This window comes from Streptomyces sp. NPDC052114 (genome assembly GCF_040680155.1).
In the GTDB taxonomy this organism is placed as follows: domain Bacteria; phylum Actinomycetota; class Actinomycetes; order Streptomycetales; family Streptomycetaceae; genus Streptomyces.
This window is the reverse complement of the sequence record NZ_JBFAWC010000016.1, coordinates 173,414-197,793: the sequence shown is the minus strand read 5'-3', so window position 1 is coordinate 197,793 and position 24,380 is coordinate 173,414. Positions and strand designations below refer to the sequence as shown.

22 protein-coding genes and 3 pseudogenes are annotated in these 24,380 nt (G+C 71.6%); 8 read left to right on the top strand and 17 right to left on the bottom strand.

Going from position 1 to position 24,380, the window contains the following annotated elements:
* A pseudogene (locus AB0L89_RS31315) lies at positions 1-132 on the top strand (IS5/IS1182 family transposase); the annotation flags it as partial.
* Between the two features lie 49 nt (positions 133-181).
* A pseudogene (gene cutA / locus AB0L89_RS31310) lies at positions 182-307 on the top strand (divalent cation tolerance protein CutA); the annotation flags it as partial.
* A gap of 681 nt (positions 308-988) precedes the next feature.
* Here cutA and AB0L89_RS31305 read toward each other — a convergent pair.
* The 5 genes from AB0L89_RS31305 to AB0L89_RS31285 form a co-directional block, all read right to left on the bottom strand.
* Positions 989-1,954, bottom strand: coding sequence for a pirin family protein (locus tag AB0L89_RS31305; RefSeq protein WP_365148379.1), 966 nt, complete (start codon positions 1,952-1,954; stop codon positions 989-991).
* A 126-nt stretch (positions 1,955-2,080) separates the two neighbouring features.
* Positions 2,081-3,130 carry a LacI family DNA-binding transcriptional regulator gene (locus AB0L89_RS31300; RefSeq protein WP_365148402.1) on the bottom strand — a complete coding sequence of 350 codons (1,050 nt, stop codon included), beginning with the start codon at positions 3,128-3,130 and terminating at the stop codon, positions 2,081-2,083.
* A 1,100-nt stretch (positions 3,131-4,230) separates the two neighbouring features.
* Positions 4,231-5,064, bottom strand: a complete 834-nt coding sequence (locus AB0L89_RS31295; protein WP_365148376.1) for a serine protease — start codon at positions 5,062-5,064, stop codon at positions 4,231-4,233.
* Entirely contained in the window at positions 5,061-5,480 is a 420-nt protein-coding gene (locus tag AB0L89_RS31290; RefSeq protein WP_365148373.1) for a CU044_2847 family protein, read from the bottom strand. The genes AB0L89_RS31295 and AB0L89_RS31290 overlap by 4 nt, the downstream gene beginning before the upstream one ends.
* A 114-nt stretch (positions 5,481-5,594) precedes the next feature.
* The gene (locus AB0L89_RS31285) at positions 5,595-6,521 is read right to left on the bottom strand and encodes an NAD(P)-binding domain-containing protein (protein WP_365148370.1); all 927 of its coding nucleotides are present in this window, start codon (positions 6,519-6,521) and stop codon (positions 5,595-5,597) included.
* Between the two features lie 64 nt (positions 6,522-6,585).
* Between AB0L89_RS31285 and AB0L89_RS31280 the strand changes: the two genes are divergently transcribed.
* Positions 6,586-7,002 (top strand): MerR family transcriptional regulator, encoded by a 417-nt coding sequence (locus tag AB0L89_RS31280; protein ID WP_365148367.1) that lies wholly within the window; start codon positions 6,586-6,588, stop codon positions 7,000-7,002.
* Between the two features lie 9 nt (positions 7,003-7,011).
* Here the strand turns inward: AB0L89_RS31280 and AB0L89_RS31275 are convergent, their stop codons facing one another.
* From AB0L89_RS31275 to AB0L89_RS31240, 8 genes are all read right to left on the bottom strand, one after another.
* A complete protein-coding gene (locus AB0L89_RS31275; protein WP_365148364.1) occupies positions 7,012-7,401 on the bottom strand; it encodes a nuclear transport factor 2 family protein in 390 nt (129 codons plus the stop codon).
* 112 nt (positions 7,402-7,513) lie between these two features.
* Complete coding sequence (locus AB0L89_RS31270) at positions 7,514-8,833, bottom strand: HAMP domain-containing sensor histidine kinase (protein ID WP_365148361.1); 1,320 nt, start codon at positions 8,831-8,833, stop codon at positions 7,514-7,516.
* Positions 8,833-9,531: a response regulator transcription factor gene (locus tag AB0L89_RS31265; RefSeq protein ID WP_365148358.1), complete on the bottom strand. Its 699-nt coding sequence runs from the start codon at positions 9,529-9,531 to the stop codon at positions 8,833-8,835. The genes AB0L89_RS31270 and AB0L89_RS31265 overlap by 1 nt, the downstream gene beginning before the upstream one ends.
* A 45-nt stretch (positions 9,532-9,576) precedes the next feature.
* Positions 9,577-11,154 (bottom strand): alpha/beta fold hydrolase, encoded by a 1,578-nt coding sequence (locus AB0L89_RS31260; protein WP_365148355.1) that lies wholly within the window; start codon positions 11,152-11,154, stop codon positions 9,577-9,579.
* Between the two features lie 120 nt (positions 11,155-11,274).
* Entirely contained in the window at positions 11,275-12,867 is a 1,593-nt protein-coding gene (locus AB0L89_RS31255) for a hypothetical protein (protein WP_365148353.1), read from the bottom strand.
* A gap of 188 nt (positions 12,868-13,055) precedes the next feature.
* Positions 13,056-13,853: a hypothetical protein gene (locus AB0L89_RS31250; RefSeq protein WP_365148350.1), complete on the bottom strand. Its 798-nt coding sequence runs from the start codon at positions 13,851-13,853 to the stop codon at positions 13,056-13,058.
* 242 nt (positions 13,854-14,095) lie between these two features.
* Positions 14,096-15,391 (bottom strand): hypothetical protein, encoded by a 1,296-nt coding sequence (locus tag AB0L89_RS31245; protein ID WP_365148347.1) that lies wholly within the window; start codon positions 15,389-15,391, stop codon positions 14,096-14,098.
* A 109-nt stretch (positions 15,392-15,500) separates the two neighbouring features.
* Complete coding sequence (locus AB0L89_RS31240) at positions 15,501-15,881, bottom strand: hypothetical protein (protein ID WP_365148344.1); 381 nt, start codon at positions 15,879-15,881, stop codon at positions 15,501-15,503.
* 278 nt (positions 15,882-16,159) lie between these two features.
* Between AB0L89_RS31240 and AB0L89_RS31235 the strand changes: the two genes are divergently transcribed.
* Positions 16,160-17,077 carry a LysR family transcriptional regulator gene (locus AB0L89_RS31235; protein ID WP_365148341.1) on the top strand — a complete coding sequence of 306 codons (918 nt, stop codon included), beginning with the start codon at positions 16,160-16,162 and terminating at the stop codon, positions 17,075-17,077.
* Between the two features lie 207 nt (positions 17,078-17,284).
* On the opposite strand, the gene pgl is transcribed toward AB0L89_RS31235, so the two are convergent.
* The 3 genes from pgl to AB0L89_RS31220 form a co-directional block, all read right to left on the bottom strand.
* Entirely contained in the window at positions 17,285-18,022 is a 738-nt protein-coding gene (gene pgl / locus AB0L89_RS31230; RefSeq protein ID WP_365148338.1) for a 6-phosphogluconolactonase, read from the bottom strand.
* Between the two features lie 251 nt (positions 18,023-18,273).
* Positions 18,274-19,155: a TIGR03619 family F420-dependent LLM class oxidoreductase gene (locus AB0L89_RS31225; protein ID WP_365148400.1), complete on the bottom strand. Its 882-nt coding sequence runs from the start codon at positions 19,153-19,155 to the stop codon at positions 18,274-18,276.
* Positions 19,156-19,224: 69 nt separating this feature from the next.
* Positions 19,225-20,175: an SMP-30/gluconolactonase/LRE family protein gene (locus AB0L89_RS31220; RefSeq protein WP_365148335.1), complete on the bottom strand. Its 951-nt coding sequence runs from the start codon at positions 20,173-20,175 to the stop codon at positions 19,225-19,227.
* Between the two features lie 105 nt (positions 20,176-20,280).
* Here AB0L89_RS31220 and AB0L89_RS31215 point away from each other — a divergent pair, with 105 nt between their 5' ends.
* Positions 20,281-20,742: an Lrp/AsnC family transcriptional regulator gene (locus AB0L89_RS31215; protein WP_365148332.1), complete on the top strand. Its 462-nt coding sequence runs from the start codon at positions 20,281-20,283 to the stop codon at positions 20,740-20,742.
* Positions 20,743-20,824: 82 nt separating this feature from the next.
* On the opposite strand, the gene AB0L89_RS31210 is transcribed toward AB0L89_RS31215, so the two are convergent.
* The gene (locus AB0L89_RS31210) at positions 20,825-21,352 is read right to left on the bottom strand and encodes a GNAT family N-acetyltransferase (protein WP_365148330.1); all 528 of its coding nucleotides are present in this window, start codon (positions 21,350-21,352) and stop codon (positions 20,825-20,827) included.
* A 26-nt stretch (positions 21,353-21,378) separates the two neighbouring features.
* Here AB0L89_RS31210 and AB0L89_RS31205 point away from each other — a divergent pair, with 26 nt between their 5' ends.
* The 3 genes and pseudogenes from AB0L89_RS31205 (at position 21,379) to AB0L89_RS31195 (ending at position 24,363) form a co-directional block, all read left to right on the top strand.
* Positions 21,379-21,900: a CGNR zinc finger domain-containing protein gene (locus AB0L89_RS31205; protein ID WP_365148327.1), complete on the top strand. Its 522-nt coding sequence runs from the start codon at positions 21,379-21,381 to the stop codon at positions 21,898-21,900.
* A 190-nt stretch (positions 21,901-22,090) separates the two neighbouring features.
* A pseudogene (locus tag AB0L89_RS31200) lies at positions 22,091-23,434 on the top strand (alpha-amylase family protein); the annotation flags it as partial.
* 56 nt (positions 23,435-23,490) lie between these two features.
* Positions 23,491-24,363, top strand: a complete 873-nt coding sequence (locus AB0L89_RS31195; protein ID WP_365148324.1) for an LLM class flavin-dependent oxidoreductase — start codon at positions 23,491-23,493, stop codon at positions 24,361-24,363.
* Positions 24,364-24,380 lie beyond the last annotated feature (17 nt).

Here is a 24,380-nt window from a genome sequence, read left to right as displayed (position 1 = left end):
GTGGAGCGGACCGTGTCCTGGCTGTCCGGCTGCCGACGACTCCACCGCCGCTACGAACGCAAGCCCGAACACTTCCTCGCGTTCACCGCCATCGCAGCAACCCTCATATGCCACCGCAGACTCACCAACTGAAATGACGTCTTAGGCAGGGTCGCAGTACCCGAGCTGGAGAGGAAGCCGCATGGAGCACGAGATCGTAATCGCGCAGACGACCAGTGACGACGAGGAGCAGGCGAAGCCCCTCGCCAGAGGTGCTGTTGAGAGCAAGCTGGCAGCGGGTGTTCACATCGATGCGCCCATTACGGCCTTGCCGTGACCAGAGGCCCACAGCGGGCAGTTGCTCCGACGGACCTGCCGCTGTGGGCCTCATTGCAGGTATTCCGCAAACAAGTGGCTGGCTGAGGGGCGGTCCGGTGCAGTTCGGAGATCCCGATCTCTGGGCGCCGGCTCCTCGAGGTGCTCCGTTCGCGGTCCAGGTCCCTGCGTCGAGCCCCAAGCTCTTCTGGAGCGGCTACTGTCGTTGTTGATCTTGACGGGAGGCCCGCTGCTGTCAATTCGACTGGGGTACGAATTGCGTACATGCGGGGCTCTCGGCGTCGAGACTCGCCCCGTCGGCCAAGCGGCGTTTTGTGGGGACTGGGCAAACGGCCGCGCGAGTCAGCATCGTTCCGCTCGGGATGCAGTGCTGTACTGGTCTGGCTCCCGCGCCCTGAGTATTGGCGTAGTGCTCAGGCCGGAGGAGCAGGAGCTCAGCATGCCCCGAGTGAGCGTTGTTCGGAAGTTGGTCGAGAGCTGACTGGGCGTCACGAAAGTCGGCATTGGGTCAGCATCAATCTGGCTAGAGCTGCCTACAGCTGGCGAAACTTGCGACTCGAAGACGTGGACTCAGACGCTGCGAGAGGCGTTTGCGATCGGGGTGAAGCGAAGTCGAGCGGGTCGGCCAAGTCACTCGCTCGACTTCGTTAGGGTCAGGCTATGAAAGGCCAGTTCAGCGGACTCGACCCCGGGCTTTAAGCGGCACAGGCGGCAGCTCAGGCGCATCCAACCGCCCTCCGTCGTACCCCTTCACATCCCCAAATCGCGACCCACTCATCCAGTCCTTCCGCGCCTGAGTGATATCGTCCTGCGACCTGCCGATGAAGTTCCACCACATGATCAGTTCCTCCTCGAACGGCTCGCCGCCGAGGAGCATGATCGAGGCGTCGGACGCGGCGCGCAGCGGCAGTTCGCGGCGGCCGCAGCCGAGGTACAGCATTGAGCCCGGCAGGACCGGCACGCCGTCGACGTGGACCTCGCCGGACATGGACAGCACGCCGTACTCGAAGTCGGGCACGAGCGGCAGGCGCGCCTCCGCGCCGGCGGAGAGGGTGAGGTCGGCGCCGACGATGGGCGTGTACGCCGTTCCGGGGGACGTCGCCCCGTCGAGGTCGCCGAGAATCACCGTCGCCTCAAGCCCCGGGGCGGTCGCCTTCGGCAGATCGGCGTGGTGCTCGAACAGGGGGGCGGTGTGCCGGTGGGCGTCCGGCAGGGCGACCCAGAGCTGTGCGCCGTGCAGGAAGCGGGCGTGCGACTTCGGGCTCTCCTCGGAGTGGGAGATGGCCCGCCCGGACGTCATCAGGCCCAGTTCCCGGGGGCGGATCGTCTGGAGGCTGCCGGTGCTGTCGCGGTGCAGCACCTCACCCTCGTGCAGCCAGCTCACGGTCTGCAGGCCCATGTGCGGATGCGGGGGCACCTGCATGCCGGGCTCGTCGGCGATGTCGTCGGGGCCGTAATGATCGACGAAGGCCCAGGCGCCGATCATGCGGCGGCCGAGGTTCGGCAGCAGTCGGCGTACCTCGGTGCCTTCGCCGAGTTGTACGCGGCGCGGGCTCAGCAGTTCGCGGACGGGCTCGGCGACGACGAAGCCACGTCCGCCGCACTGCGAGGGCACTGCCTGCCGGTCAAGGTTGCTCATGTCGGACAACTTAGCCGTGATCAAGATCTGATGGCGATATGCGGGCGTCCTGCCCCTGACCGCCGCCGGTCATTCGACCGTCCGTGGCCGGGGCGACACCGGCGGGCCGCGAGGACGGGGGCCGACTCATCGCCACGACGACGCGCGCAGGACGAGTTCGGTCGGGACGAACCGTGCGGCCGGTCGCCGGAACTCCCGCTCCTCGAAGGCGGCGATGAGGAGCCGGACCGCCGCGGCGCCGGCCTGACGCGGATTCCGGGAGAGCGTGGTGACGGGCGGCTCGGTGCGGGTGTACAAGGAGGACTCGCTGCAACAGGCCAGCAGCAGGTCCTCCGGGACGCGCAGCCCGTGGCGGCGGGCGGCGGCGAGCACATCGGAGCCGTTGGAGTCGAACAGCCCGTGCACGGCGTCGGGGCGGTCCGGACGCGCGAGCAGACGGTCGGCGGCGATTCTGCCCGCGAGGGGGTCGTCCGCCGGATAGGCCTCGTACACCGGCTCCTGGCCGACGTCCGCGCACCACCGCAGATACGAGGCGGTCGACAAGCGCGTGTACGGGTCGTTCGCCGTGCCGGTCAGCAGCCCGACGCGGCGGGCTCCTGCCTCCGCCAGCCGGTCGAGGACGCCGCGCACGGCGGCCTCGTGGTCGTTGTCGACCCAGCCGGTCACGGGCAGTTCACCGGCCGGGCGGCCCGCGGAGACCACCGGCAGGCCCTGGCGGATCAGGTCGGCGACGACCGGATCGCCGTCGGACGGGTCGACTACGACCGCGCCGTCGAGGGCCACGTTCGACCACGGGTCGTGGCGCGAGGCCGGGGGCAGGTGGACGAGCGCGAAGCCGTGGGCGAGGGCCGTCGACGTGGCGCCGTGGGCCAGCTCGGCGAAGTACCCCGACCTGGTGAAGGCGAAGGGCCCGTCCTCGTACGCCTCCATCGTGAAGCCGATCAGGCCCGACGTGCCGGTACGGAGCGTCCGGGCGGCGGACGTGGTGCGGTAGCCGAGCCGGTCGGCGACCTCACGGACATGGCGGCGGGTGGCTTCCGGGAGCCTGCCTCTGCCGTTGAGCGCGTCGGAGGCGGTGGTGATGGAGACTCCGGCCGCGGCGGCCACGTCCCGGATGCCCGCGCTGCCCGGCCTGCCTGCCCTGCGCGGTTGCCCGGAGCGCCTCACCTGAGGCAGCTGCGGAGCCGTGGCCACGGTGACCGGGGGAGCGATCCGTGCCGGTCCGTGCCGCCCGGTGGCAGCCGCCCGGCCCGGCGCCGCCGCACGTGCCGTGGCCTGTTCCGTCGCCGCCCCGCCCGAGGCGCTGTCGCGGTTCTTCGACTCCTGAGCCGTCTGCGCGAGGCGGAGTTCGGCCGAGGCCAGGCCGTCCGCGCCCGCCAGGCTGAGGGGATGGCCGGGGCCCAGGGTGGCGGCCGCCTTCTGTGCCGCGGCGCCGAGCACGTCCGTCGACCGCTCCATGCGCTCCCGGTCGTCCGCCGCCACCGCCGAGGCGAACTCGGCCTGGGCGAGCGCGATGAGCGCGGAGAGCGACGCCGGATGGTCACCGCCGAGGTCGCGCACCACGTGCCGGACGGTGTGGTCGAGCGCGTCCAGCACGCGGTCGGCTTCGGCGTGATCGCTCCGGCGACGGCTCACCTCGCAGAGCACGGTCTGGGCCAGCAGCCGGACTTGGCGTCGGTGTACGTCGAGTCGCTCGGTGCCGTCCGGACCGTCCAGCGCCCGCGAGGCCCGCGCGGCGAGTTCCCGTGCCGACGTCAGGTGACCCATGCGCAGCCGTAGCGCGGCGAGGTTCGCCAGCGAACGGGCGTCGGTGGGGCCCCTCGGTACGTCGTACGCGTCCGGAACCTCGTACGCGACGGGATCCGCGGACGCGACCTCATCCCCGTACACGGCCGGATCCCCGTACACCTCCGGATTCCCGTACGCGATCGACAGCACGGCGACAGCCGCAGGCAGACAGCCGCGCTCCGACAGGGCGGCGGCCACCTCGTTCCTGGTGTCCACCGACAGCGTGGACGCCTCCGGATCCCACAGGAGTCGGGACACCACATGCTCAAGGAGCGACCGGACCTGGCCGTGGCGGCCGAGGGCCTCCAGCAGCGCCGACAGGCGCGCGAGATCCCTGCCCATGTCGGGATGGCGCAGCACATCGGGGTCACGGCACAACGCGGCCACGGTCGCCGTGACGCGCCCGAGTTCCGCGACCCCGCCGCGCAGCGCGCCTTCGGCGTCCGCCAGCGCCCGGTGCCAGGTGTGTCGGCCCTGCCGGGCGTCGGTCATGCCGTGTCCTTCCCCAGCTGGTTCTCGATGGCCGTCTTGGCGGCCGAGAACTTCAGGTCGGCGACCTGCGCCGGACTGAAGGACCGCTGGCTCGCCCAGAGGTCGATCTGCCGGAACCACGCGTCGACCGACGCGGCGGCCGAGTCGATGCCGGAGGCGGCGCCGGAGCCGGAGTCTGAGTCGGTGTCGGACGGCGGCGGACCGCCGGGCCGCAGCACGTCGATGAGGTGCTCCACGTGGAAGTGGTCGAACCGCCGCATCGCCTCGCCGACCGTGGCGCCGAAGAGCACGTTCGCCGCTTCGTCCGTCGGTCCCCGCCTGGGAAGCTGCTCCAGGAGGATGCCGAGGACGGCGGAGTTCACGTCGCCGGGTCTGCCGGCGGCCACGGGTCCTCCGGAGTAGCCCGAGTAGTCGCCGAGTTGCTGCTCGACCGTCAGTTGCAGCGCCTCCACGACGGCTCCGCCCTCGCACTGGTACCGCGCCGTGCCGTGGTCGACGTTGCCGTTGAGATGTGCCTCCGTGGATGCGGGTCGGTAGGGACCGTGCCACGCGTCCCCGCTGAAGGCGACACCGGCCCTGGGGACGGGGACCTTTACCTCGAAGGCGGAAGAGATCATGATCAGCGCGAGATCGGCGCCCTTGTCCTGGTCACAGACGCGTCCCGAGAGTGTGCTGCCGTCCGGCAGGACGATGCGCAGCGGGTCGTCCGCCGCGGGCAGGCCGCGCAGGCAGTGGAGCGCGGTGAGGACGAAACGACGCGTCAGCAGGAAGCCCGCGCCCAGCCGCTGCCGGGCCGCGTGCAGCTCCACCCAGTAGGCCGCGTCGGTCACGGGTTCTCCGTGTCCCGTTCCGGGGCAGGATCGTCCGTGTCCCGTTCCGGGGCAGGATCCTCCGTGCCCTGTTCCGAGGCCGGAAACTCCATGTCCCGTTCCGGGGCCCGACCCTCCGGGACCCGTTCCACGGTCAGGGTGACGCCGAAGGACGCCTCGGCCGACGCCTTGCTGAGGATCACTCCCGCCTCCGCGGCCAGCGTCAGGCCGAACGTCACCTCCATGCCGGACACCTGCCAGCCGTCCCGCCGGGGTACCCGCGCCAAGGACTCCTGCGCGATGGAGGAGGCCTGTGCGATCGCCTCCTCCAGCTCGGCAGCCCGCTCATGGAGCGCCTCGCTGGTGCGCACGCGGGCGGAGATCCGGCGGTTGCCCGCCTCCAACGCAACCGTCTCGACCCGGACTTCAGCCGCCATGGATCCCCCGACGCTCAGTGCGGACGCGTCCGCGCCCGGCCGCTCGGGAAGCGTAGCCAGATCGCTCGCGCCGAGGCGGGAGGTTCGGCACATCGCTGCCGGCGAAGCGGGGGATCACCCGGCCGATGCCGCCCGCTTCGATGTCTCGGACTTGAAGGTCTCGAAGACCGCCAGATAGCTCTGGCCGCCGTGCCCGGCCGCGACGGTCCGCTCGGCGATCTGCTGCATCAGGCGGGGCTGGTCGGAGTGGACACCTTGTTCCTCACTGGTGCGGACCACGTGGTCCAGCGCGTTGAGGTTCATTTCCAGGGTGCCGAGGTCGCCGGGGTAGTCGCCCCTGTCCAGTTCGGGAGCCTGCGCGAGGAAGGACGCGGGGTCCAGCACCGTGGGCATGAACCAGCCGAGGGCGAGCTCGGCGAACTCGGCCGCCGGGACGCTCGCCGAGCCGACCAGGGCCGTCGCGTGCAGCCAGCCGTTCATCGTCGCGTACATCATTTCGAGCAGTGCCGTGTTGTAGAGGACCGCGAGGCCGGGCTCGGGGCCGAGGAAGCGGGGATCGCCCATGCTCGCGAGCGTCACCCGGTGCTGCTCGAAGACGTCCCGCGAACCGCTGTACAGGAAGACCGATTCGGGATGTCCGACGAGCGGCGGCGGCACCATGATCGCGCCGTCCAGGTACGCGAGGCCGCGCGCGTCCGCCCAGCCGACCGCCGCGCGGGCCTCGTTGGGTGTGCCGGAGTTGAGGTTGACGAGTGTGCGGCCCGCCAGGGCGTCACGGGCGGGCTCGAAGACCTCGTACACGGTGGCGTAGTCCTTGAGGCACATGATCGTGACGGGGCTCGCGGACACCGCTTCGGCGACGCTCGCCGCGCGGTGGGCGCCCTTGGAGACAAGGGCGTCGGCCTTCTCCGGGGTCCGGTTCCAGACCGTCAGAGGGTGCCCCCTGTCCAGGAGCACCTCGGCGAGGGCCAGGCCCATGGGGCCGAGGCCGACGACGGTAACAGGGTGGCTGAGCTGCTGAGTTGACTGATTCGCTGTCATGCACGGCAGGTTAGGGTTTCACATCGGTGTGAGAGTCAACCGGAAATCGTGTGGTGGGGGTCACGTGCGCATTGGAGCTCTTTCCCGGAGGACGGGCGTCAGCCAGCGACTGCTGCGCTACTACGAGGAGCAGGGGTTGCTGAACCCCCGACGGCGGTCCAGCGGATACCGCGAGTACGACGAGGAGGACGCGCGCACCGTGCAGAGCATCCGCACCCTGCTGGCCGCGGGCCTCAGCACGCGCACCATCGCCGAGCTGCTGCCCTGCACGGTGAACGACGGCCAGGGGCCGGTGCCCGCCTGCTCCGGGATGCTTCCGGACCTGTATCGCGAACGCGAGCGGATCGACCGTGCGATGGCCGATTTGGTGGCCGCCCGCGCCGCGCTGGACACGGTCATCGCGGCCACGCCGTCGGAGGACGCCGACGGCGACCCGGACGCCTGTCCCGCCACGGCCCGCGGCGAAGCCGTCACGCGCTGAACCCGCTGATCAGGCAGTCGCGGTGACGAACGTGGCGTGTGCCGCGACGACCTTCCACCCTTCCTCGCCGCGGACCCAGGTCCGGGTGTAGCGTACCCGGGCGTCGAACGGCCGCCCGCCGACGGAGCCCTCCAGCGCGCCGAGGAACCAGGTGATGCCGGTGCGCCCGGTCGCCAGCACCTGGAGCTCCTCCTCCACGAGACGGGTCAGTACCTGGTGTCCGGATTCGTGCGCGCGAAGGTCGTCCCGCTTCGAGTAGAGGTTTCCGTCCGGGCCGGTGAACCGTCCCGCGTCGTCGATCAGCTCGGTCAATGTCCCTACGTCGGAGGCGAGTTGGGCGGCCTGGAGGCGCCGTTCGGCTGCGCGAAGGCTTTCGGTGAGGTCTTCTCGTGTCGGCATTTCTTCACTCTGGTGGTCGGCCGCCGACCGCGCCCTGCCTTCTGCCCTTGGCAGATATGGCAGACGCGTGGCACACCCGCGGTGACCCGCGCCGGATGCGCGGCACGGTCCGCTAGCGCGCACGCCGGTGCCCCTCGGGGAGCAGTACGAAGCCCACCTCCGCGCCCCCGTCGGGCGCGGCGTCGGCGAAGACGGTGCCGCCGTGGGCGGTGACGATGTCGTGCACGATCGCGAGGCCCAGGCCGGAGCCCGGTGTGCTCTGGGTGCCGGGGCTGCGGTGGAAGCGGTCGAAGACGGCGTCGCGTTCGGTCGGCTCGATGCCGGGGCCCCGGTCGCGTACGGCGAGCCGGCGGCCCTCGACATGGATGGTGACCGGCGTACCTTCGGGGCTGAACTTCACCGCGTTGCTGAGGAGATTGTCGACGCAGCGCTCCAACGCGCGGGGGCGGGCCCGTACGTCGGCGGGTCCGTCCGTGGTGACCGTGATGGCGCGGCCGGTCCGGACGCTGTGCCGGTGGGCGGCGTCCTCGGCCAGGGCCGCCAGGTCGACGACGGACGGCTCTTCGTCCGTGTGGCGGTCGGTGGCCAGCTCGACCAGTTCCCGTACGAGCTCGTCGAGCGCCGCCGTCTCGGTGACCAGCGTGGTGAGGATCTGCTCCTCGTCCTTCGGCGCGAGTCTGCCGCGTGCCCGCTGCAGCAGCTCCGCGCTGCCCCGCACCGACGTCAGCGGGGTCCGCAGCTCGTGGCTCGCGTCCTGGACCAGTTGTTGCTGCTGCGCGCGCGAGCGGCGCAGCGCCATGAGCATCGCCTCGAAACTGCGGGTCAGCTGGCCGGTCTCGTCCGAACCTGCGGGCGGCAGCGCGGTGGAGAGGTCCTGTGTCGCGGTGATCTTCCCAGTGGTGCGGGCCAGTTGACGGACCGGCCGCAGGATCCGCCCCAGCACGAACCAGCTCAGCAGGGCGGACAGGCCGATGGCCGCCGCCGTGGTCCAGGAGATGCGCGACAGGAACGCGTTGTCGAGGCGCGCGGCGCCCTGATAGCTCTGGCCGACCATGACCGCCCCGCCGCCGGGCAGCGGCCGGGTCAGCGTGCCGTACTCGGTGCCGGAGACGACGACGTCACGGCGGCTCTCGCCCTGACCCGTCCGGGCCACCCGCAGGACCGCCGCCGACACCGGGAGTTCGGGACCCTCGGGGGACAGGCGGCGCACGGATCCCTGTGCGGAGACGACCTGTTCGACCATGTCCGCCCGGGGCGACGGCGGCAGGCCGGCGGCGAGCAGGGTGATCACCGTGGTGGACCGGTCGTCGAGCCCCCGGTCGAGCTCGTCGGCGACCAGTTCGCTCACGCCCCGGTACGACATGACGGCGGCCAGGGCCATCGCGAGCGCGGCGGCGCCCACGACGACGGCCGTGATTCTCGTACGGAGCATCACACGGCCCTGACGGTGTAGCCGACGCTGCGCACGGTGTGGATCAGCCGGGGCTCGCCGCCCTGCTCGGTCTTCTGGCGGAGATAGCCGATGTAGACGTCGAGGGAGCGGGAGGTGGTGTCGAAGTCGAAGCCCCAGATGCGCTCGTACATCTGGGACCGGGTCAGGACCGTGCCCGGGTGGCACAGCAGCAGCTCCAGCACGTCGAACTCGGTCTTGGTCAGGTCGAGTTCGCGCGTGCCCCGGAACGCGAGACGCGCCTCGGGATCGAGGGTGAGGTCCGCCACCGCGAGCGCCCGGCCGCCCTCCACGGGTTCGGTGCGCCGCAGCAGGGCGCGTATGCGGGCGAAGAGCTCCTCGGTGGCGAACGGCTTGGCCAGGTAGTCGTCGGCGCCCGCGTCCAGGCCCGCGACCCGGTCGCCGACCTCGTGACGGGCCGTCAGGACCAGGATGGGCAGGCGGTCGCCGCGCCTGCGCAGCATCCGGCACAGCCCGAGGCCGTCGAGCTTCGGCATGACCACGTCCACCACCGCCAGGTCGGGCCGCTCCTGTTCGAGGAGCCCGAGGGCCTCCAGGCCGTCGGCGGCCTGGAGCACCCGGTAGCCCTCGAAGCGCAGCAGCTGGTCCAGGGTGCTGCGTACGCCCGGATCGTCCTCGACGACCAGTACCGTCCTGCGGTGTCCCGTTTCCTCTGTCATGTGATCATCTTCGCCGGTGGCGGACGCGGTCACGGTACCGGCCCGTCAGCCGCGCACGGGTGTCACGGCGATGGGCGGCAGCGTTTTGAGGCAGGACGTGTCGCCCGGCTCACCGGTGCGGATGAAGCGCGTGGAGACCCCGGTGACGCAGCCGCTCTGATCGAGCTCGGGCACGTGCCCGATGTTGCGTACGGAGAAGAAGCGGCTGTCGGGGAACTGCCGTGCCGCCACCTTGCCGTTGGCGTCGGGGGTGTTGGCGTCCAGATCGCCGGAGAGCACCAGGACGGGGACGTCGGGCAGCTTCGGGTGCGTCGGCTGCGGGCGCGGGGTGTTCTTGCGCGGCCAGCCGATGCACACGTCCCCGCCGTCCGTGGGCCCTTCGTTGAACCCCCGGGCGCTGAACGCCCCGTGCGCGCCGCGTCCGGCGTCCGCGAGGGCCGTGCGGTACTGCTGCCACCGCACCGAAAGCGGCGCGTCCTTCGACCAGGACGTGCGGTAGTCGTTGCAGACGACGCCCACGTACGGAGCCTGGTCCTCCGTGCTGCCCGAGGCGCCGTCCTCCTGGACCAGCGTGCGCAGCGGCGCCGCGTCACCCTTCACGAAACGGTCGAGGGCGTGCGGAAGGCGCCCGAGCAGGGAGGGTTCGGCCGGCTCCATGCCGACCTCGCGGCTGGCCGCCTCGAACAGGAGGTTGGCGAGCTTGCCCTCGGTGAACCGCTCCTTGTACGTGCCGTGGTCGGTGGTGATCGGCACGGTCATCGGCCGGTTCCGCAGCCGCGTCGCCACGGCGGTGAGGTCGTCGACGGCCCGCTTCCCGTCGCACACCGCGGGGACACCGCGCTCGCACACGCGCCGCAGGGACAGGGAGACCGCCTGGGCGCTGGGCCGCACCAGCGGGTCGAAGCCGAGCGGGTAGGCGCCCGACAGCACGATGTTCCGCACGCGCTCGGGGTGGCGGGAGGCGTACACAGGCATCAGATACGTGCCGTAGGACAGCCCGTAGAGGCTCAGTTGGCGCACACCGATCCTGGCGCGCACGGCGTCGATGTCGTCCGCGGTGGCCGCGCTCGTGTACGCGGCGGCCTTCGGCCCGAGGGTGCGGGCGCACCGCTCGACGGCGGCCCGCTGCTGGGCGCGGGTGCCGAAGCGGTACTCGGCGTCGGTCACCCCGCACGGCAGTCGCTCGGACCGACCGGTGCCGCGCGGGTCGACGAGCAGGAGGTCGTGGTCCTTGAGCAGGCCGCCCAGGGCCGGGGCAAACACCTCGGCGCGGTCGATCGCCACCTCTCCGGGGCCGCCCGGGTTGACGGCGACGGTGCCCTTGGCGGCGCCGGACCCGCTGTGCCGCACGACCGCGTAACTCACCTCGATCTTCCCGAGCTCCGGCCTGCCCGCGACCAGCGGACGGTTCAGCGAGCCGCAGTCGACGTCGTGCCCGGGAACCTTCGGGCACCACGCGGGCGCCACGGCCGGTCTGCCTTCCGGCGCGGCCGCCGCGACCGTCGGCAGCGCCGACGCGAGCAGCGCCATCATGCCCACGACCAGCCCCGCGCGCCGCGTCCTCCTCTTGCCCGTCATCGCCCGCACCGTCATCGCCCGCTCCGCCATCGCTCGCTCCCTCATTGCCCGATCCTTCGTCTCTCGGCTGCGAGGACGACCTTTCCGGGCGCGTTTCAGGGGAGTGGCAGAGCAATGACAAAGGCACGTAAGAGTTGCCGGGGCGCCGCCCCGGGGGTCAGGCGGTCACCAGTTCTCCGGGGTGAGGTCGGGGCCGAGGACATGACCGTGGGAATGCGCGGCGTCGTGGGTGAAGTGGGCCGCGTACCAGAGCACCACGTCGGTGTTGATCAGGGATTCGGCCGGGGTGCGCAGGGCGTCGAGGCGGGCCCGGGTGAGCTGGGGATCGGTGGCGAAGTGCTGGCCGTCGTCGAGTTCGGTCGCGCGGTAGCGCAGGGCCCACAGGTCACCTACGCCGTACGCGTCCTGGACGCCGTCGTCGGCACCGGGCGTCAGGTGGTACGCCTGACCGCCGGACGTGTTCCGCACCCGCCAGCGCCGGCTGCGTGCCGGGTCGCGGGGGCGGCGGATCTCCCAGGACTTGGTGTGCCAGTTGCTCCCGCCGACCGCGAGCGGCGGGTCGTTGAACTCCTCCACGACGTTGGGCGCGGCGCCGCCCACGTCGAAGTCGAAGCGCCAGTAGACGTGGTGGCGGTGCTCGCGGCAGGTACAGGGGTTGTTGACCCCGGCGAAGCCGAAGCGGGGGCGGATGGTGCCGTCGGTGTGCAGCCGCCACTGGCTGACGTAGCGGTACCAGCCCGCCATCATCTCGCTGACCAGGACCACCTCCTGACCGAGCACGTAGATCGCCACACCACGGAAGTTGCCCGCGTCGGTCCCGGTGTCGAGGATCGTCCGCGCGGGCTGCGGGCAGACCCGGAAGCCCGGTGCCACGGTCTGGCCGTCCGCCTGGAAGCAGGCCTCGGAGTTCTGCCAGTCGCGGTAGGTGGGGCCGCAGCCGCCCGCGGTGGTCTGCTCGTACTCGACGTTGAGGATCGGCACGTGGGCCCGGTAGAGCACCGTGCGACCGCGGTAGCGGACGTGCCGCAGCTCCACTCCGGAGCCGTTGGTGCCCGATGACGCGGCGGGCCGCACCACCTGGAGCTGCCACAGGGTCCGGCCGCCCTGGGTGACCGTCACGTCGACCTGTCCGGCCGTCCCGGTGGCCGCGCAGCGGTCGTCGGGGGCCGTGGGCTCGCACCGCGCCGTTCCGTGGGGCAGCCGCTCGGCCAGCTCGTGCAGCACGCGGTGCTCGGCCATCAGCACCGCGACGACCTGGACGTGGTCGTCGTCGGCGCGCAGGAGCCCGACGCCCAGGGTGCGCCTGGCGCGGCCGTCCACGTCCTCGTACTCCACGAGGGCCGGCATGGGACGGAACGTCGTGAGCTGCCGGGAGCGGATCGCTTCGCCGTAGCGGGAGTCCTCGCCGACCGCGGCGACCGCCGCCGCGAACTCCTCTGCCGTGGGCAGCGGTTGGGCGACGAACGTCTCGACCGTCAGCTCGCGGGGGTCGCGCGGATCCGCGTCGCGCAGGTCGCCGGCGACCGCGAGGACCCGCTCCTCGTCGTAGTCGTAGATCTGCGCGGTGAAGCGGTACGAGGGCTCCGGCTCCTCGGTCTTGCGGCCCTCCGGCTCCGGCACCAGGGACAGCACGCGGGCCCGCGCCCCGCCGAGTTCCTTGGCGACGGAGGGGTGCTCCAGGAGCGCCTTGCGGATCCGGCTGATGTCACGCTCGAACGGCGCGACGGGCACCACCTGGACGTCGAGTTCTGCGGTCATGACGGCCTCCTGCCGCACGCAGCCACGGCCACGCGCCGGGACACCCGCGGCCGGGGAGCCGAACCCGCACGACCGTTAGGCCTGCTGTGGCCTGAACTGTTCACGTTAGCGGCGGAATATGTGCGTCGGATCCCCTGGGAGCGGCTTGGGGAAGGACGGTGGGGGCAGGAGCCCGCGCCGTGCGCCCCCTACCCCCGGCACTCCCGTGACCGGTTCCCGGCCCCGCTGATCAGATCGACGCGCTGCCCCGCGCCCTCCTTGAGCACGTAGAGGGTGCCGTCCTCGGGCGTCCAGTTCCGTGGCACGAGGAAGACGCGGTCCCCGGACACGTGGAACAGCCGCAGCCCCGCGTACTCGTACGCGTACCGGCTCCCCTTGGTCGTGACCCTGCGGTAGCAGCTGCCGCCGCCGCGGATCATCAGGTCCTTGTCGCTGAAGACGACCACGGCGGGAAATCCGCCGCGCACGGTCCGCTCGGTCAGCTCGGCCCGCCCCCGCCCCGCGATCTGCGCGTAGGCCGACACGGCCCAGAACAGCGACAGCACGCAGATGAAGAGGGTGAGTCCCCACAGCCGCAGGTCGCGCCGGTCGCGGGTGCGGGCGTACGCGTTCAGGGAGAGGCCGACGATGGCGGTGAGCGGCAGCAGCAGGTCGAAGAGCCAGGGCGCGAGCGGATACAGCGGTACGAGGAGGAGCGGCACGGCCCAGGCGAGGCGCAGCACGCGTACGGCACGGGAGAGCCGTCGCGGTTCGCCCGACGCCCAGCGGTGCAGTCCGAGTACGCCGAGGGCGGCGCCCGCCGCCAGCCAGGCGGGCAGATACAGGGCGTCGACGCTGCGGAGCAGATAGTCGCTGGTGGAGAAGTGGAAGACGGTGTCGCGCAGGCCGAGCGCCCTGGTCTCGGCGTCGGTGCTCGCCCAGCCGAAGTAGAACAGGACGGCGGTCAGGAGCGTGACGAGTGATCCGACGGCCCCGACGATCTCCACCCAGCCGAATCTGGGGTCGGGGGGTGGGGGGTGGGGTGAGGGTGGGGGACTTGGTGAGGGCGGGGATGGAGTTGGGGGTGCGGGGTCCGGGGGCGGGGCCGGGGTCGGGTCAGGGGGTGGGCTCGGGTTCGGGGTGGGGGCGGGGGCCGGACTTGGCCCCGGCCCTGGATCTGGAACCGGACGCGGACCTGGGCCCGGACCCGGTGCCGGGCCCGGGCCCGGGGTCGGCGGTGAAGGCTCGCTCATCGAGTCAGCGCGCCGGGCGAGCCGGCGGACGCCGACGGGCCGGACGCCCCGAGGCCGGACGCCCCGGCGCTGGACACCTCGGGGCTCGACGCCTCAGGGCTTGAGGACCCCGGTCGGGGCGACGGCGGTCGGGGCGACGGCGGTCGGGGCGACGGGGGCTCGGGTGACGGCGGCCCCGGCGAAGGTGGCTTCGGCGACGGGGGATCGATGCCGCTCCAGTCCAGCTCGAACGCGCCCCGCTTGACGACCCTGGCGCCCTTCTCCGTCACCAGCGTCACGTCGATGGCCGTCGGGCGCTCGCCGCCGTAGCCGTCCGGCCCCGGCAGATTGACGGATACGGCCGCGTCCTTGCAGCACCTGGCCTGGTCGGTGGTGTCGCCGAAGAGGTCGAGGACGATGGGGCGGGCCAGCTCCGGCGCGCGGAGTTCGAGGCTGCGCGGCGCGTCGGGCCAGGTCCCATTGAAGTAGGCCGGGGTACCAGGCGCGTAGCGGGCGTCCGATGCGGCGAGCGTGTTCGTGCAGGCGTTGGAACCCGACGTCGAGTGACGCAGCACCACGCGCTCGTCGGCATGGCGCCGGTAGTAGGCGACGAAGCGCTGCAGCACGCCGTAGGCATCGCCGTCCTTGCAGAGCTGCTCGGTGCCGGCCGGGTGGTAGTTGACGGCACGGAGCCCGGTCGCGGCCTTCTCCGCGATGGCGAGCCCGCCGCTCTCGCCCCGCGCGGCCTTGCAGATCCCGGCCAGCCCCTCGATGACCTTCCAGGACTCCGGGGTCCCCGAGTCCCCCCGCTGCTTGGCGGGGTCCACGGCGGTGTCGTACGCCTCCTGGCACTGGACCTCCTGGAGCAGGTCGTACGCGCTGTCGGGCTCCAGGGCCTCGTCGGTGTTGGGCGACCTCGGGCCCCAGGGAAGCCAGCCGGGCGGGGTGCCGCCTCCGCCCCCTTTGCCGTCCCCCTTGCTCTTGCCGCGCCCGCCGTCCGTGCCGCCGTTCTGCCACGTACCGTTCGAAGAACCGCCGGACGACCCGCTCGTGTCACCCCCGTCCGAACCCGCGTCGAAACCGCCGTCCGAGCCCCCGTTCGCCCCCGAGCCGCCCGCATCCCCCTGGCCCCCCGAGGCACTGTCGGAGCCCCCGTCGGCGGAGCCGCTGCTGCCGCCGCCTCCCCGCGCCCCGCCCCCGGGCGACGCGAGTCCGCGCATCCCGAAAAACACTCCCACCACCAGGACGAACCCGACGACGGCGAAGACCCAGCCCGGAACGCGGTCGGGACCTGGACCGAAGCGAACAGCCATGACGGCACCCCCGTATCGCCTCTGCCCATGATGGGCCCGCAGGGCGGCGTCCCGGAATCCCTTTTGCCATCCTTGGCATTCGGAATGCGAGCCACCGTCAAACGCCGATTCAATTCTCCTGGGGCACGGCCGTGCATTCGATCTTCACGGAGCCGTCGGCCGACCTGGTGAGAACGAACTGGCCGCCTTGGGAAGTGATCTGCTGTAGCGTTTCGAGGGTGCTCAACTGGGCGGTCTCCACGACCGAGTCGCGCACGGCGCCTGCCGCCTCCTCGTACACCCGCACGGCCGCGTCCGTGCGCCGCATCAGCATGTACGCGACGGCGGCGACGAGGGACGCGCTGACCGGCGCGCCGATGACCATGAGGACGAGCAGCCACGCGGGCGACCCGGTCCGGTGGACGAGCAGGGCCGCCGCGGGAGACGTCGCTCCGAAGCCCACGGCCACCAGGCCCGTCCCCACGGTGCGGCGGTGCGGTGCGGTGTCCATGGCGGTCGCGCGTCCCCGTGCCGGTGTCCGCCCCTGTCCCCGGTTGGTCACTGGAGACTCCGGAATACCGTCGGGCACTTCCGTGCCGATTCTCGCAATTCAAGGCCGCCGATTCCGCTCCCGCCGGCGAACGCGTATGCGTCCGCCTCGCAATGGCTCATTGCCGCTCCCCTGTGCATCGCGGGTAATGCTGTCATTATCCCGGCAGGGGCGCAGAGCGGGTCAATGGCACAAGTTCGTAAGAAGCCTATGTCCCGGCGGCATAGACGGGGGGCGCAATGACCATCGAGCTGCAACAGCTGGCTTACTTCACGGCCGTGGCCACATCGGGGTCGTACGTGCTGGCGGCGGAGCGGCTCCATGTGTCGCAGCCCGCGCTGTGGCGGAAGGTGAAGAGCCTGCAGGGGGAGTTGGGAGTCCCTCTCTTCGAGCGGTCGGGCAACCGCGTGGTGCTGACGTCGGCGGGCACCCTCCTGCTCGCGGAGGCGCAGCGCGTCCTCACCGCGAACGAGCGGCTCTGCGAAGTGGCCACCGACCTGAGTCAGGGGCGGACCGGGCTCGTGCGGTTCGGCTGCTTCCCGGTGCACATCCGCTATCTGCTGGCCCCCGTCATCGGCGCCTTTCTGGGTGAACACCCGGACATCCGGATGGAGTTCACCGGTCTTGCGGACAGCAGACGCGCGGAAGTGGCCAGACGACTCTACGAGGACCTGCGGCTGGGGGCCCTCGACCTGGCCATGGCTCCGGGGCCCCGGAACGACTTCGACGGATTCAAGGCGTATCGCGCGGACATCGTGGCCGTGTTGCCCGCCGACCACCCCCACCACGGCGCACCCGAGGTCGAGTTGGGCGCGATCCGGGACCACCCCTTGCTCACCGCGCCGCTCGGCTACTTCTCCCGGGTCGAGGTGGAGCGGGGCGCGGCGAAGTGCGGATTCAGTCCGCGCGTCCTCGTGGAAAGCTCAAGTCCCTTGTCCCTGCTTGCTCTTGGCAGGGGAGGGGTGGGGATTCCCATCGTCGCCCGGGACAACATCGACCCGTCCGAACCGGACCGCGGCAGCGTTCTCGTGGCCTCGGACGGCGCGATCTACACGGACGTGTGGCTGCACTGGAAGCCGGGGAGTCTTTCGTCGGCCGCCGTGATTCTCGCCGAGATGATCCGAGCGGCGTCCCTGCGCCGGGAAAAGGCGGAATAGCGCAGGGAATCCGGCTCGTGTCGGCCGATGACGTCCGTCGGTGGACGAGGTGAGTCAGCGGACAATGTGTCTCGGTCGGCGACGTGTGTCCATCGACGATGTGCGTGGGCCGAGGTCGTGTGTCAGTCGATGTCGCGCGTCATGCAACGTCGTGTGTCAGTCGATGTCGCGCGTCAGGTAGTGGCGTGTGTCAGGCAGCGTCATGTGTCAGCCGCTGGAGACGGCCGCGGCGGCTGCCTCGTCGAGCAGCCACGTCACCCGCCCGCCCGCCTCCTCCACCGCTCGCGCCGCCCGCGCCACCGGCAGCTTGACGTCGCCGCGAAGGGCGCGCGCGATCACCTTGGCCTTTCCGGCGCCCGCCGCGATGATCAGGCAGTCCTGCGCTCCCCGCAGGGCCTGGAGCGTGAGGGTGAGCCGCTCGGGAGGCGGCTTCGGCGAGTTGTCCACGCCCGCCACCAGACGGTCCGTCACCTCCACCGCCGCCAGGCCGGGGAAGAGCGACAGCGTGTGTCCGTCCTCGCCGACGCCCAGCCACACATGGTCCAGGCGGGGCAGCCCCGAGGTCTCCGTCGGCAACTGCGCGAGCGCGGTGGCGTAGCGGGCGGCGGCCTCGTCCGGCGGAAGCGTCCCCTCGGGCACCAGCAGCCTGCTCTGCTCGACGGGGACGTGGTCCAGCAGCGCGGCGGACGCCTGGCCCCAGTTGGAGTCGGGATGATCGACTGCGACGCAGCGCTCGTCGCCCACCAGTACGTTCACCCGCGACCAGTCCACGGCGTTCTTATCCTGCGCCAGCAGGCGGTAGGCGGCCGCCGGGGTGCTGCCCCCGGCCAGGACCCAGGTCGCCTGGCCCGCCCGGTCGATGGCCGTGCCGAGCGCCTGGACCGCGTGCTCGGCCACCGCGTGGGCCAGTTCGTCGGGCTTCGCGAAGATGCGCTGTTCAGCCACTGGATCCTCCTGTTATGAACGGTTATCGAGTTCCTTCCGCGACAGGCTACTGCGGTCGATTCAAGCCGTGAACGGACCAATTCGGCAGCGACTCTATGCCGTGCGGGCATAGGGGACTATGACGATCGGATTGCCGACACCAGTAGATTGCGAAGGGGCAACGATCGGTCATCCTGAGGGTGATCGAAGGATCTCGAATTGACGATTCATGGCGTGATCGGGCGAGGAACGGGCGTCGGCGGGCGCGAAATTCAACGAAGTCGTTCGAGAATCCCGGCGCCGAGTTCCAGGGCCTCGTCCGGCTCCCGCACACACTGCTGGAGATCGACGAAGCCGCCGCCCGCACCGGACTCGCGCACCTCGACGAAGACCGCGGCGATCTCCTGCGCCGTGGACCCCGGCTTCGGGTTGTGGCGGATGATCCGGCGCAGCGCGTCGGGGTCGCGGCCGGCCTCGTCGGCGGCGCGCCGCGCGGTGTCCCAGAGTCCGGCGTGGACCTCGGGCGGCATGACGACGCCGACCCAGCCCTCGGCGCGGCGGCCGACGCGGCGCATCGCGGCCGGGGTGAAGCCGCCCAAGTACACGGGCGGGCCGGGCTGTTGCGCGGGGCGCAGTCCGACGTACGAACGGGGGATCGTCCAGTGCGGTCCCTCGTGCGCGAACTCCTCCTGGGTCCAGTAGCCCTCCAGGATGTCGAGGATCTCGTCGAGGCGGGCGCCGCGCTTGTCGAACTCGGCGTTGACGGCGGTGTACTCGTCGCGCAGCCAGCCGATCCCGAGTCCGGCGTCGAGGCGGCCGCCGCTGATCCGGTCCAGCGAGGTGAGGGTGCGCGCGAGCAGGAGCGGCGGGTGCCAGGGGGCGTTGAGCGTGCTGGTGCCGAGCCGCGCCCGGCTCGTGGCGGTCGCGGCGACGGTCATGACGGTCAGCGGGTCGAGGAAGGTCCTGAACTCGGGAGGGTAAGGGCTCTCGGGCGTGCCGCCCGGGTAGAGGTCGCTGGGCTCGACGGGGGTCAGGGAGCGGTCTCCCGTCCACAGCGAGGCGAATCCGGCGGCCTCGGCGGAGCGGGCGAACCCGGCGATCTCCGTGGGCCGCGCGTGCGTGCCGTACTGGGGGAGGGCGATGCCCAGGTCCATGCCTATGTCCATGACCTCATCCTGGTTCTGCGGCGGGCGGACTCCTAGGCGGCGCTCCAGGCGGCAGAGCTACGAGTCGAGCCAGGGGCGGCGGCCCGGACCGGTCGGGTGGGTGCCGGTGACCCCCATGACCACCGAGTACAGGCTGGTCTCCGCCGCGATGAAGAGGCGGTTGCGCTTGGCGCCGCCCCAGGAGATGTTGGCGACCGCCTCCGGGACGTCGAGCCGCCCGATCAGCGTCCCGTCGGGGTCGTAACAGTGCACCCCGTCGCCCATCGCGGCGGCCCAGAGCCGACCGCCGTCGTCGAAGCGGAGGTTGTCGAACCGCGCCTTCGGCCGGGCCCCGGCCTCGGCGAAGACCGTGCCGTCCGACAGCGTGCCGTCCTCGCGCACGTCGAAGACCCGGATGCGGCCCGCCCGGGTGTCGGAGACGAACAGGCGGCTCTCGTCGGCGGAGAAGACCAGTCCGTTCGGCGCGCCGAAGCAGTCGGCGACGAGCCGCACGTCGCCGGTCTCCGGATCGATGCGGTAGACGTTGTTCGCGCCGATCTCGCTCTCCGCGCGATAGCCCTCGTAGTCGCTGGTGATGCCGAAGTCCGGGTCGGAGAACCAGATCGAGCCGTCGGACTTCACCGCCGCGTCGTTCGGGCTGTTCAGCCGCTTGCCCTGCCATCGGTCCGCCAGCACGGTCACGGTGCCGTCGTGCTCGGTGCGGGTCACCCGTCGGTTGCCCTGCTCGCAGGTGATCAGGCGGCCCTGACGGTCGAGGGTGTTGCCGTTCGTGTGCCCCGCGGAGCGACGGAAGACGCCGACGGCACCCGTCTCCTCGTCCCAGCGCAGCATCCGGTCGTTGGGGATGTCGCTCCAGACGACCTGCCGCCAGGCCGGGACGTAGATCGGCCCCTCGGCCCAGCGGCAGCCGGTGTACAGGACCTCGAGTCCGTCGTCGCCGTTCATGCACCGCCCGGTGCGGAACCGCTCGTCGAACATCTCGTACAGCGCGGGACGCTCGTCGGTCATGCTCTTCCCCTCCCAAGGACGCCAGGTCGCCGAATGGTGTTCGGCACATCCGGAACCTTGGAGGATGAGCTACGGTCTGGGCAAGGAACTTCCGAATGGAGAGTCGTGGATCACATAGACCGCGTGCTGCTGGCACAGCTCCAGCAGGACGCCACCCAGTCCTACGCCGCGCTCGGCGAGGCCGTCGGTCTGTCCGCGGGCGCCGCCCATGAGCGCGTGCGGAAGCTGCGCGAGCGCGGTGTCATCCGGCGCACCGCCGCCGAGGTGGACCCTGCGGCGGTGGGCAGCGGCGTCCTGGCGTACGTGATGGTCGACTCGACGTCCTGGATGGGCGACTCCGCGCGGGACTTCGCCGCGCTCCCCGAGATCCTGGAGGCGCACGTGATCGCGGGCAGCGCCTCGGTGCTGGTGAAGGTCAGGACCGCGACCACCGAACAGCTCCAGGACGTGCTGCGCCGGATCTACGCCATCGACGGCGTCAGCGGGACGCAGGCGACCGTGGTCCTGGAGACGTTCTTCGAGCGTCCGGTCTCTCCCTTGGGGGCGGAGGGCACGCGGCCCGCGTAGTCGGGGCGGTCACGCCGGTGCTGCTCGCCGTCCGTCCGTGCGTTCTCGTCCGGTCGGGGCGCTCTCGTCCGTGGAACGCCCGTCACGGACGCCAGTACAGCGCCGGATCCGGGTGGTCGACGAACCCGAGGGCGCGGTAGAGCGGCTCGCCCTCGGGGGAGGCGTACAGGTCCACGCGGGAGACGTCCTGGGCGCGGAACCAGTCGAGCAGCGTCCGCATGATCGCGCGGCTGTGGCCGCGTCGGCGGTACGCGGGATCGGTGACCACGCCGATCACATGGCCGACGCGGCCGGTGATGTTGTGCGGGCCGGGGAACCACTGCTCGACGGTGCCGATGCCGCAGGCGGCGAGGCCCTCCTCGCCGTCCACGACGAGGATGCGGGCTGCGTCGGCGCTCAGCTGGTCCTTGAGGACCGCCGCGAGACGGTGGCGCCAGTCGTCGCCCGCCGAACCGGGGTTGAAGTACGCACCGCCCAAGTCCTCGAAGAGCAGGGACCGTAGCCGTACCAGCTCGGGAAGGTCGTCCTCCACGGCTTGGCGTACGTCCTTGAAGGAACGGGTGAGTTGATCGGTGGGCAGGCCGGACGGGCGCGCGGTGGACTGTGTCATGGTGATCAGCCTGCTGTAATGAGCTTATGCACCTCAACCCTTACGGCGGCGATGCCGTGGACCTGGCCGCGGACCTCGCCAACCGGCGGCCGGCCGGCGCGCAGGAGCTCGCGGACCGGTGCGAGGCCGCCGGGCTGACGCTCGAACACCCCGTCACGCCGGAGGATGTGGAGCGCACACACGCCGCCCTGGACGCCTGGGAGAAGGTCGTCGACGCCGCCGACGAGGGCGAGCGAGCCGAACTGGTCAACGCCATGCTCGCGGCGGCCTCGGCCTACCCGCGGCTGACCGATCACGCGGGCGACGGCTGGCATCTGCACTACCGCGAAGACCATCAGCCGCTGGGCGCCCTGCTGTTCTCGCTCTTCGCGGTCGGCACCGCGCTGCATCTGGTGGGCCGGGGCATGCACCGGCTGCGGCGGTGCGCCGTGTCCGAGTGCGCCACGATCTTCGCCGACACCTCGCGGACGGGACGGCGGCGCTACTGCTCCCCTCGGTGCGCCAACCGCGACGCGGTACGCCGGCACCGGGCGCGCGCCACGTCCTGACCCGGAGGGCTCCGCAAGCCTGCGCAAAGGGTTGACCAAGGGAGTCGGGGCGCCTACCGTCCCGGTTCGCAAGTTCTTGCAGATTAAATCTGCAAGATTCTGCACCCTCCCTCGACGCCCCCTTGGAGGCCCCGTGCCTGGACCAACGGCCAGAACCCGCAGACCCGTTGCCGCGACGCTCGCCCTCGCGGTGGGCGTCCTGGGCAGCCTCTTCGCGACGGCACCCCCGGCCGAGGCCTCCCCGCCCGGACAGAAGGACGTCACCGCTGTCCTCTTCGAGTGGCGCTTCGACTCGGTCGCGAAGGCGTGCACCGGGCAACTGGGCCCCGCCGGCTATGGGTTCGTGCAGGTCTCACCGCCGCAGGAGCACATCCAGGGCGGCCAGTGGTGGACCTCGTACCAGCCCGTCAGCTACCGGATCGCGGGGCGGCTCGGTGACCGCGCCGCCTTCAAGAACATGGTCGACACCTGCCACGCGGCGGGCGTGAAGGTGGTCGCCGACGCGGTGATCAACCACATGTCGGCCGGTGCGGGCACCGGCACGGGCGGCTCGCCGTACACCAAGTACGACTACCCCGGCACCTACTCGGGCGCCGACATGGACGACTGCCGCTCGCAGATCACCGACTACGGCGACCGCGGCAACGTGCAGAACTGCGAGCTGGTCGGACTCGCCGACCTGGACACCGGCGAGGACTACGTGCGCGGCCGCATCGCCGCCTACCTCGACGACCTGCTCTCACTCGGCGTCGACGGGTTCCGCATCGACGCGGCCAAGCACATGCCGGCCGGTGACCTCGCGGCCATCAAGGCACGGCTCGGCGATCCCGGCGTGTACTGGAAGCAGGAGGCCATCCACGGCGCGGGCGAGGCGGTCTCGCCGAGCGAGTACCTCGGCAACGGCGACGTACAGGAGTTCCGCTACGCGCGCGACCTCAAGCGCGTCTTCACCAACGAGAAGCTCGCCTACCTCAAGAACTACGGCGAGGGCTGGGGCTACATGACCTCCGGCAAGGCCGCCGTCTTCGTCGACAACCACGACACCGAGCGCGGCGGCGACACCCTCAGCTACAAGGACGGCGCCAACTACACCCTCGCCAACGTCTTCATGCTCGCCTGGCCGTACGGGGCACCCGACGTCCACTCCGGCTACGAGTTCACCGACCGGGACGCGGGCCCGCCCCAGGGCGGCACCGTGAAGGCCTGTTACTCCGACGGCTGGAAGTGCCAGCACGCCTGGCCCGAGATCTCGCGCATGGTCGCCTTCCGCAACACCGCCCGCGGCAAGGCCGTCACCGACTGGTGGGACAACGGCGGCAACCAGATCGCCTTCGGCCGCGGCGACAAGGCGTACGTCGCCATCAACCACGAAGGGTCCACCCTGAGCCGCACCTTCCAGACCTCCCTGCCCGCGGGCGCCTACTGCGACGTCCAGTCCGGCCGGAGCGTCACGGTGAACTCCACCGGGCAGTTCACGGCCGCCCTCGGCCCCAACACCGCCGTGGCCCTGCACGCCGGGGCGAGGACGTGCGGGACCTGAGGAGGCACGGCACGTGTGGCGCGGGCGGGGGAGCGGGGTAGGAAGGCGCCATGACGACTCTTGGCGTGGTGTTCCGTCCCCAGCTTCCCCCCGAGCGCCTGCGCGCCATGGTGCGCACGGCCGACACGGCGGGCCTCGAGGAGCTCTGGCTCTGGGAGGACTGCTTCCTGGAGAGCGGCGTCGCCGCCGCGTCCGCCGCCCTCGCGTGGTCCGAGCGGCTGCGCGTGGGCGTCGGACTGCTGCCCGTGCCGCTGCGCAACGTCGCCCTCACCACGATGGAGGCGGCCACGCTGCACCGGCTCTTCCCGGACCGGGTGCTGCTCGGCGTCGGGCACGGCGTGCAGGACTGGATGGGGCAGGTGGGCGCGCGCGTGGGGTCGCCGGTGACCCTGCTGCGCGAACATCTGGACGCGATGCGGGCCCTGCTGGCGGGCGAGCGCGTCACGACGGAGGGGCGGTACGTCCGTCTCGACGGCGTCGCCCTCGACTGGCCGCCCGCCTCGGCCCCCGCCGTCTTCGCGGGCGCGCGGGGCCCCCGCTCGGTACGCCTCACCGGTGAGGCCGCGGACGGCACGATCCTGGACGCGAGCACGTCATCGGACGGGGTGCGCGAGGCCCGCCGCCTCATCGACGAGGGCCGGAAGACGGCCGGCCGCACGGGCGCGCACCCCGTGGTGGTGTATCTGCGCGCCGCGACCGGCCCCAGCGGCGTGGACCGGCTGCGCGCCGAGCTCCGCGGCGACGGGCTCGACAGTGCGCCCGGACTGGGGGCGGCCGGTGACGCCGGGGACGTGGCGAAGGCCGTGCGGCGGCTCGCCGAGGCGGGGGCCGACACGGTCGTCCTGCAGCCCACCGCCGACGAGCCGGACCCGGAGGGGTTCATCCGCTTCGTCACGGACGAGGTGCGTCCGCTGGTGTCCTGACGCCGTGCGTCTCCGCC